Genomic DNA, 8,671 nt, shown 5'->3' with positions numbered 1-8,671 from the left:
CGCACTTTTATTTTTGCTTATTTACAAGCAATTAGAAATTCGCATTTCTCGGGGCACGAGGGAATGGGATCACATCGCGGATATTTTGTACACCTGTTACATAAACAATCAAGCGTTCAAAGCCTAAGCCAAAGCCTGAGTGTGGTACAGTGCCGTAACGGCGGAGATCGCGATACCACCAGTAATCTTCAGGGTTTAAGCCCATTTCAAGCATACGTTTATCCAGCACCTCTAAACGCTCTTCACGTTGCGAACCACCGATGATTTCACCAATTCCAGGAGCGAGAACGTCCATTGCTGCAACGGTTTTGCCATCGTCATTTAAACGCATATAGAAGGCTTTGATGTCTTTCGGATAATTTTTCACCACCACTGGCGATTTGAAATATTCTTCCGCCAAATAGCGTTCGTGTTCGGAGGATAAATCAATGCCCCAAGACACAGGAAATTCAAAATTTTTGCCTGATTTCAGTAAAATTTCAATGGCATCCGTGTAGTCAATTTGTGCAAAATCAGAATTAATGAAGTTTTCTAAACGGCTGATAACGTCCTTATCAACGTGTTTTTCAAAGAATTTTAAGTCATCTTTACGTTCATCTAATACTGCACGGAACACATATTTAAGCATATCTTCTGCAAGTTTTGCGTTATCGTTGAGATCGGCAAACGCCATTTCTGGTTCAACCATCCAGAATTCTGCTAAGTGGCGAGTGGTGTTTGAATTTTCTGCACGGAATGTTGGGCCAAAAGTATAAATTTTACTTAATGCACAAGCGTAAGTTTCACCGTTTAGCTGACCAGATACGGTTAAAAACGCTTCTTTTCCGAAGAAATCTTGCGAAAAATCCACCGCACCTTGTTCTGTGCGTGGCAGGTTTTCTAAGTCAAGGGTGGAAACACGGAACATTTCGCCCGCACCTTCTGTGTCAGAAGCGGTGATAAGTGGGGTAGCCACCCAGTAGAAGCCTTGTTCGTGGAAGAAACGGTGAATTGCTTGGGCTAAGCAATGGCGTACACGCGCTACTGCACCGATAATGTTGGTACGCGGGCGTAAATGTGCCACTTCACGCAAATATTCGATGCTATGGCGTTTGGCTGCCATTGGGTAAGTGTCGGGATCTTCCACCCAGCCTGTTACTTCCACGTTTTCCGCCTGCAATTCCACCGCTTGCCCTTGGGCAGGGGATTCCACCACCTTTCCTGTTACAATCACGGAACAGCCAGTAGTGAGGCGTAGGATTTCATTTTGATAATTGGCAATGTCGCTATTGACGATCACTTGGATTGGGTCAAAGCAAGAGCCGTCATAAACAGCCACGAAAGAAAGACCTGCTTTGGAATCACGGCGAGTACGCACCCAACCGCGAACGGTAACTTGATCACCGATTTGAATTTTGCCTTGTAATACATCTACGATAGGGGCAATTTGTGTCATATAAACCTCAATCAAAAAATTAGCGTAAAAACTTGCTTAGTTTACCGCAAGTGAAAAGATTTTCCAAAGTGTATTAAGGATTTGTTTTTGTGAGCTTTTCCGCAAAATTGTATTAATGCACTTGTTTTTAGGTAGGAAGCTGATATAAAAGAAAGAATTTTATTTAAAAATTTAATTAATGGTTGGGGATTATGCTTAAGGAAAGAAAACAGAATAAATTTTTATTAAAATTACAGCAATTAGGACGGATTTATCGCCTGATTGAGCAGTTTGAAGAAATTTCTCGTATGGATCTTTCAAAACTTTCTCGCCTTGCTCCAGCAACAATTACAACTTTAACAAGGCAATTAATTAATGAGCGATTGATTATTGAAAAAGCTGTGCGAAATACAGAATATCGCGGTCGCCCTGCGATTGGATTATGTGTTTCGCCTTTTTATTGGCAATCTCTATGTGCAGTATTAAGCGAGAATCGATTTGATATTTTTTTATGTGAACTAAATGGTACGCCCATTGCTGAGCGTTCCTTTCCATTACGCACAGAGGAGTTTGCACAGCTTGGGTCTATTTTGATTGAGTACCTAGAGATTTTTCTCCAAGAAACGAAACTTGACCCTAATAAAATTATTACCTTTTCAATCGCTGTAACTGGAATATTAGATGAAAAGCAACATTATGTTTATCAATTAGGAAATCGCCAGCTAACACTTGATTTAAAAGCGTTATTTAATCCCTATTTTAGAATGCCTATTATGGTGACAGATTATTTTCAAACTTGGTTATTTGCAGAAAGCTCAGTAGGCAGTGTTATTGGCTGTGATAACGTTTTGTTTTTACAACTCGATGAGCGGGTGAATTTAAGTGTGCTATCACAAGGCGATGTATTACGTTGTAACAAACATCCTATAATGAAAATCGATAAACTTATTACACCGCACTTACATTCTATGCAATCTCAAATCGGGCATTCATTACCTGAAATAGAGCGTTACCAAATTATTAATCAGCTTACACATAAAGCGATTTATCAATTCATTGATTTGGCTTACCCTAATCATCAACAAGAAAATAGCATTGAAAAAATCCATTTTTTATGTAAGAAAGCACAGCATAAAGATCCTAAAGCCATTGAAATTATTCATCATATTGCCGATGTAACTGCGTACCATTTGAGCTGTTTGGTCAATATGTTCGCCTCTAAAAAAGTAATGTTAAATACTTATTTATTAGCAGCTAAAGATATTTTTTTACCTTATTTAAGCCAGCGTTTAGCATTCTACCACTGTGATGTTGATGTGGTGATTAGTCGTTATAAATGGAATAGTCCTGAAGTATTAACGGCAGCAATAAAGCAAGGCATTTATGAGGGGAGCTTGATTGGTGATTTATTGAAAAATAAAGAAAAATTGTGTTAGCTCAATATTTTGTGATGTAAATTCTTTTAAAATTCCATAAAACTGGATTATAAGGAAAGATATTATGAGCTGTTTTTTTGTCACGGGGACAGATACGAATGTCGGTAAAACAGTAGCAAGCCGAGCGATTATTTAGGCATTGCAAAATGAAGGAATTCAAATTGTAGGTTATAAGCCTATCGCTTGTCGTCAAGAAGATTGGGGGTATCAAGAAGCCCCTAATTTAACTGAAAGTGATTATGGTTTAGAGAATAATTCTGATGTCTTAACATTAATGAGTGCAACAAAGGAAAGCGTTACCTATCAAGATGTAAACAGTTATAGTTTTTCTCATAAGCTGCCTATGTTAAGTGAAGAAGGGCAGCGTATTGATATTGCAAAAATTAATTATGATCTTATGGCGTTAAGTCAGCGCTTCCAATCAGTATTGGTTGAAGGGGCTTTTGGTTGGCTTACGCCAATGAACCAAGAATATAGTTTTGCAAGCTGGGCTGTTTCTCATAAAATGCCTGTTGTGCTTGTTGTGGGAATTAAGGAGGGGTGTATTAATCACGCACTGCTAACAGCTCAATCCATTGAACAATCGGGCTTGTCTTTATTAGGCTGGATTGCTAATCGAATTAACCCAGGATTAGCACATTATGCCGAGATTATCGCTATGCTTAGTGAAAAAATTGAAGCCCCTCTGCTTGGGCAGATCCCCTATGTCCATAAGCCAGAAGAGCAAGAATTAGGGCATTATATTACGAACCTTGAGCGTTTAACTTATATGCAAACAACATTGGTGAAATAAGCTATTTGGGTAGCAAAATTCTTGATGTTACCTAGTATTATTTATATTATGTATGAGATTTAAACAAGATAAGATTTAGTTGATTACTTTGGTAATGGCTAAATTTTTAATAATTAGTGGCATTGTAATCGTTTATTGCATTGCTTGTATTCATAGGTTTTTAACTCAAACACAATATTATGCTAGAAAATAAAATTCTTCTTACTCATTGTCCTGATGATAAAGGGCTTATCGCAAAGATCACCAACATTTGTTATAAACATCAACTGAATATTATTCACAATAACGAATTTGTGGATTTTGACACAAAACATTTTTTTATGCGTACCGAACTTGAGGGCATTTTTAATGAGAATACCTTGCTGGAAGATCTCCGTCTTAGTTTGCCGATGGGAACGCATAATCAATTAATCAGTGCAAAACGCAAAAGAATAGTGATTTTAGTTACCAAAGAAGCCCATTGCCTAGGTGATATTCTGATGAAAACCTCTTACGGCGGGTTAGATGTTGAAATTGCGGCGGTGATTGGTAACCACGACAATTTAAGGGGCTTAGTTGAGCGTTTTGATATTCCTTTCCATTGCGTAAGTCATTTAGGGTTGAGCCGTGTTGAGCACGATAAATTATTGGCTGAAAAAATTGATGAATACAGCCCAGATTATATCGTATTAGCCAAATATATGCGGGTATTAAATCCTGAATTTGTGGCTCGTTATCCTAATCGTGTGATAAATATTCACCATTCATTTTTGCCTGCTTTTATTGGGGCAAAACCCTATCAACAAGCCTACGAGCGAGGCGTTAAAATTATTGGGGCGACAGCACATTTTATTAATAATGAGCTTGATGAAGGTCCAATTATTATGCAAAACGTCATTAATGTTGATCATACCTATAGTGCAGAAGCGATGATGAAAGCCGGGCGAGATGTTGAAAAAACTGTTTTAACCAGAGCGTTAGACTTAGTCTTGCAAGATCGCGTTTTTGTGTATAAAAATAAAACGATTATTCTTTAACCCTATAAAAGCGGCGAAATTGCCGCTTTTTTATGCGATGTAATTCAAATGCTCCGTCCCATTCACCACCTCTAAACTAAACCGTCCCAGTGTTTCGTTTTCAGGTTGTTCATAGCGGACAATGCTGATTGAGGTATTAGCAAGGCGTGTAACACGGGGATTTTCACGATGGGTTTGCCAACTTGAGCCGTCTAGTAAAGCGAGAAGTAGGTGTAGGGTATGCCCGTGAGAAACCACCAAAATATTCCCCTTGTCATGAACTTGAATAATGTCATAAATCGCCTGCATTGCCCGTTCTGCCAGCTCTGCAAAGGTTTCGCCGCCGTTGCTTTTGGCTTGATAGTTAGCTGGGGATTGCGTCATTTGTTGGTATTCTTCGCTATGACGAATGCTGTCCACCAACACGCCCTCCCAAGCACCGAAAAAATGTTCGTTTAAGCCTTTGTGCTGAAAGAAAGGAATATTTCGCTCACCAAGAATGTATTGCGTGGTATCCATTGCCCGTTTTAGCACACTGGAATAGGCGGCGACGAAAGGCACATCAGCTAAGTATTTACCTGTTTTGATCGCACCTTCTATGCCTTCCGCCGTTAATGGCGAATCCCCTTGACCTTGTAATAAGCCCTTTTCATTCCATTCCGTGCGTCCGTGCCGAACAAAATAAAAGCGAAGTTGTTTTTTCATTGCTTCCTCAATCAGTGTAAAAAATAGGTAAAATTCATACCGCACTTTATAACAGCGGGCTGAATAAGAAAAATAAACGTTCAATCACGCGTTGATACACGGGGCGTTTCACCCAATCTTCATAGCCTAAAAGTGAGGCGTGCTGGCGATAGCTTTCTTGTAACAACGTCACTTCATTGGCGAATGCCACGTCTTCCACCACCATTGTTACTTCAAAGTTCAACATAAAACTCCGCATATCCATATTCACCGTGCCAACTAAGGCGAGGCGGTTATCAATTAACACACTTTTAGTATGCAACAAGCCTTGCTCAAATTGATAAATTTTTACCCCCGCAGCAAGCAAGTCTTCAAAGAAAGTACGGCTCGCCCAGCTCACCATTAAGGAATCATTTTTCTTCGGCAGAATGAGGATTACCTCAACACCACGCAACGCGGCAATGCGTAAGGCTTCGGCGATGCTGTGGCTTGGCACGAAATAGGGCGAGGTAATGGTGATACTTTTCCGTGCGGAAAAAATCGCAATAGAAAGGGATTGCGCCATTAAATCATCAGGAAAGCCCGGCCCTGTGGCAAGAATTTGCACCGCGTGCGAGTTATTTTGATCAATAGGTAGCAAAGGGCAATCTGTCAATTGCAATGGGATTTCTTTGTCCGTTTCAATTTGCCAATCCCACGCATATAGCCCGTTTAACACCGCAGACACCGCCCCGTTAATGCGAACCATAATGTCCACCCATTCACCAACGTGGCTGTTTTGTTTGAAGTATTTGGGATCAACCATATTCATACTGCCCGTGTAAGCAATTTGATTATCGATCACAATAATTTTGCGGTGTTGGCGTAAATCAATACGGCTAAAAAACATACGCAGTAAATTAACATGTAGCGCTTCGGTGATCTCAATGCCCGCCTCTTTCATTTGACGATAATTTTGGCTTTTGAAAAATTGGCGGCTGCCAACACTATCCAGTAATAACCGCACTTTTACTCCGCGTTGTTGGGCGGCGATGAGCGCGGTTTGCACCTCTTGCACTAAGCCACCATTCCACCAAATATAGAACACCATATTAATGCTATGTTTAGCTTGGTGAATGTCTTGAATAATGCTTTTTATAATGCTCTCAGGGGTATCTAAAATATGCAGTTCATTACCCAGCACACAAGGGATATTCAAACGGCTTTTCGCTAGATCAAATATCGGGCGATAGAGCAGGGTATTATGATGATTAATCAACTGCGGGCATTGGGAGAAGCTACCAAACCATTGATTGAATTTCGGAGCAAGGCGGCGGAACGTGTTCGCACGCTTTGTTCCCAATCTCACTTCGCCAAAAATTAAATAGGCGAGGATTCCCACCACTGGCACTAAATAGATGATCATCAACCACGACAGCATCGCGGAAACCGATTGTTTCTTGATCACTAAACGCATTGTAATGGAGATCGTTAAAATCCAAATTAGGACAGGCAGCAGATATGCTATAATTTGTTCAAAAGAAAAACTCATTGATTTTTAACCGCACTTTTATTAATGACTACGACACCTATCACAACACCTATTTTCGACATTGTGTTTCGGCACGCGGATTTTATCATTATTCACAAGCCTTGTGGGATTTCTGTGCATAAAGATGATCAAGCCGTTGGTCTAACCAGCCTAGTGGCGCAACAATTAAATGTGCCTCAAGTGTGGCTGGTTCATCGCCTCGACAAAGTAACGTCGGGGCTATTGATCCTCGCCTTGAATGCCCAAGCGGCGGCAGAACTGTCGCGTTTATTTGCTGATCATTTAATCGAAAAAACCTACCTTGCCTTATCCGCTGAGAAGCCGAAGAAAAAGCAAGGGCGAATCGTGGGGGATATGAAAAAATCCCGCAACGGCAGTTGGAAACTCTGCCAAACTAAGGAAAACCCTGCGATAACAAGGTTTTATTCTGTGAGCCTTGACGCCCCTGTACGGCTGTTTTTTCTCTTTCCCAAAACAGGCAAAACCCATCAATTACGCGTTGCGATGAAAAGCCTCGGTAGCCCTATTTTAGGCGATGTGCTTTATGGCGGAAATAAGCAAAAATCTGACCGCACTTATTTGCATTGCTATCAACTGCGATTTGCTTACCAACAGCAACAAATTTGCGTCAAAACCTTACCCAAAACAGGGGAATTTTTCACCGCACTTGGTTTAGCAGAAAAAATCGCCCAATGGGCGGCGGAGAATAATTGCGAAAAACCAGAATAAAAACGTGATTTTTTAAGGCGTTAGTATTATTATTAAGGCATTTTTTCAACTCTTATCAGATTTATTTACTCATAGAGGATAGGTATGCAACACCTTAAAGACATTACAGAACAGGCAAAAGACGCGATTGAGAAATTGCACGATAAAAGCCTCGAAACCCTAGATGCGATTCGCGTAGAATATTTTGGTAAAAAAGGGCATTTTACCCAATTAATGCAAGGGTTGCGTGATATTGCCGCCGAAGAACGTCCTGCAATGGGAGCGAAAATTAATGAGGCAAAACAGAAAGTTTTAGACTTATTAAACAGCAAAAAGGCTGAGTGGGAGCAAGAAGCCTTAAATGCTCAGCTTGCCAAAGAAAGTATTGACGTGAGCTTGCCGGGGCGTAAAACGGAACTTGGTGGCTTGCACCCTGTTTCTGTAACCATTGGGCGTGTGGTGAGCTTTTTCTCTAATTTAGGTTTCACGGTGGAAGTGGGGCCTGAAATTGAAACGGATTATTACAATTTTGATGCGTTAAATATCCCCGCTCATCACCCCGCACGAGCCGATCACGATACTTTCTGGTTTGATGCACAGCGTTTATTGCGTACCCAAACCTCTGGGGTGCAAATTCGTACAATGGAAAAAGCCAAACCACCTATCCGTATTATCGCGCCAGGGCGTGTTTATCGTAATGATTACGACCAAACCCACACCCCAATGTTCCACCAAATTGAATTACTTTATGTGGATAAGCACGCCAATTTCACCGAATTAAAAGGTCTGTTACACGATTTCTTGCGTACATTCTTTGAAGAAGATTTAAAAGTGCGTTTCCGCCCATCTTATTTCCCATTTACCGAGCCTTCCGCTGAGGTTGATGTAATGGGGAAAAATGGCAAATGGCTTGAAGTGTTAGGTTGTGGAATGGTTCACCCTAATGTGTTACGCAATGTGGGGATTGATCCTGAAGAATATTCTGGCTTTGCGGTGGGTATGGGCGTAGAGCGTTTAACAATGCTTCGTTACAATGTAACAGATTTGCGTTCATTCTTTGAAAACGATCTGCGTTTCTTAAAACAATTTAAATAATTAATCTGATTGACC

8 protein-coding genes are annotated in these 8,671 nt (G+C 40.6%); 5 read left to right on the top strand and 3 right to left on the bottom strand.

Features of this window, described 5'->3' with window-relative positions; translation table 11 throughout:
* Window positions 1–31: 31 nt before the first annotated feature.
* Entirely contained in the window at window positions 32–1,435 is a 1,404-nt protein-coding gene (gene asnS / locus HBL79_RS05470) for an asparagine--tRNA ligase (RefSeq protein WP_035684591.1), read from the bottom strand.
* Window positions 1,436–1,626: 191 nt separating this feature from the next.
* Here asnS and HBL79_RS05465 point away from each other — a divergent pair, with 191 nt between their 5' ends.
* From HBL79_RS05465 to purU, 3 genes are all read left to right on the top strand, one after another.
* On the top strand, window positions 1,627–2,850 hold the full coding sequence (locus HBL79_RS05465) for an ROK family protein (RefSeq protein WP_035684593.1): 1,224 nt from the start codon (window positions 1,627–1,629) through the stop codon (window positions 2,848–2,850).
* A 139-nt stretch (window positions 2,851–2,989) separates the two neighbouring features.
* Window positions 2,990–3,643 carry a dethiobiotin synthase gene (bioD, locus tag HBL79_RS05460; RefSeq protein WP_233570687.1) on the top strand — a complete coding sequence of 218 codons (654 nt, stop codon included), beginning with the start codon at window positions 2,990–2,992 and terminating at the stop codon, window positions 3,641–3,643.
* Between the two features lie 179 nt (window positions 3,644–3,822).
* Complete coding sequence (purU, locus tag HBL79_RS05455; RefSeq protein WP_017806593.1) at window positions 3,823–4,659, top strand: formyltetrahydrofolate deformylase; 837 nt, start codon at window positions 3,823–3,825, stop codon at window positions 4,657–4,659.
* A gap of 30 nt (window positions 4,660–4,689) precedes the next feature.
* Here purU and HBL79_RS05450 read toward each other — a convergent pair whose 3' ends face one another.
* Together HBL79_RS05450 and cls are read right to left on the bottom strand one after the other, a co-directional pair.
* A complete protein-coding gene (locus HBL79_RS05450) occupies window positions 4,690–5,343 on the bottom strand; it encodes a histidine phosphatase family protein (protein ID WP_035684595.1) in 654 nt (217 codons plus the stop codon).
* Window positions 5,344–5,389: 46 nt separating this feature from the next.
* A complete protein-coding gene (gene cls / locus HBL79_RS05445; RefSeq protein ID WP_035684597.1) occupies window positions 5,390–6,853 on the bottom strand; it encodes a cardiolipin synthase in 1,464 nt (487 codons plus the stop codon).
* A gap of 24 nt (window positions 6,854–6,877) precedes the next feature.
* On the opposite strand from cls, the gene HBL79_RS05440 reads away from it, so the two are divergent.
* Both HBL79_RS05440 and pheS read left to right on the top strand, forming a co-directional pair.
* Window positions 6,878–7,582, top strand: coding sequence for a TIGR01621 family pseudouridine synthase (locus HBL79_RS05440; protein WP_017806596.1), 705 nt, complete (start codon window positions 6,878–6,880; stop codon window positions 7,580–7,582).
* Between the two features lie 84 nt (window positions 7,583–7,666).
* Entirely contained in the window at window positions 7,667–8,656 is a 990-nt protein-coding gene (gene pheS, locus HBL79_RS05435) for a phenylalanine--tRNA ligase subunit alpha (RefSeq protein WP_035684599.1), read from the top strand.
* Window positions 8,657–8,671: the final 15 nt, after the last annotated feature.

It is taken from the genome of Avibacterium paragallinarum, assembly GCF_011765605.1.
GTDB classification, from domain to species: Bacteria; Pseudomonadota; Gammaproteobacteria; order Enterobacterales; family Pasteurellaceae; genus Avibacterium; species Avibacterium paragallinarum.
This window is presented reverse-complemented; position numbering and strand designations above follow the sequence as displayed.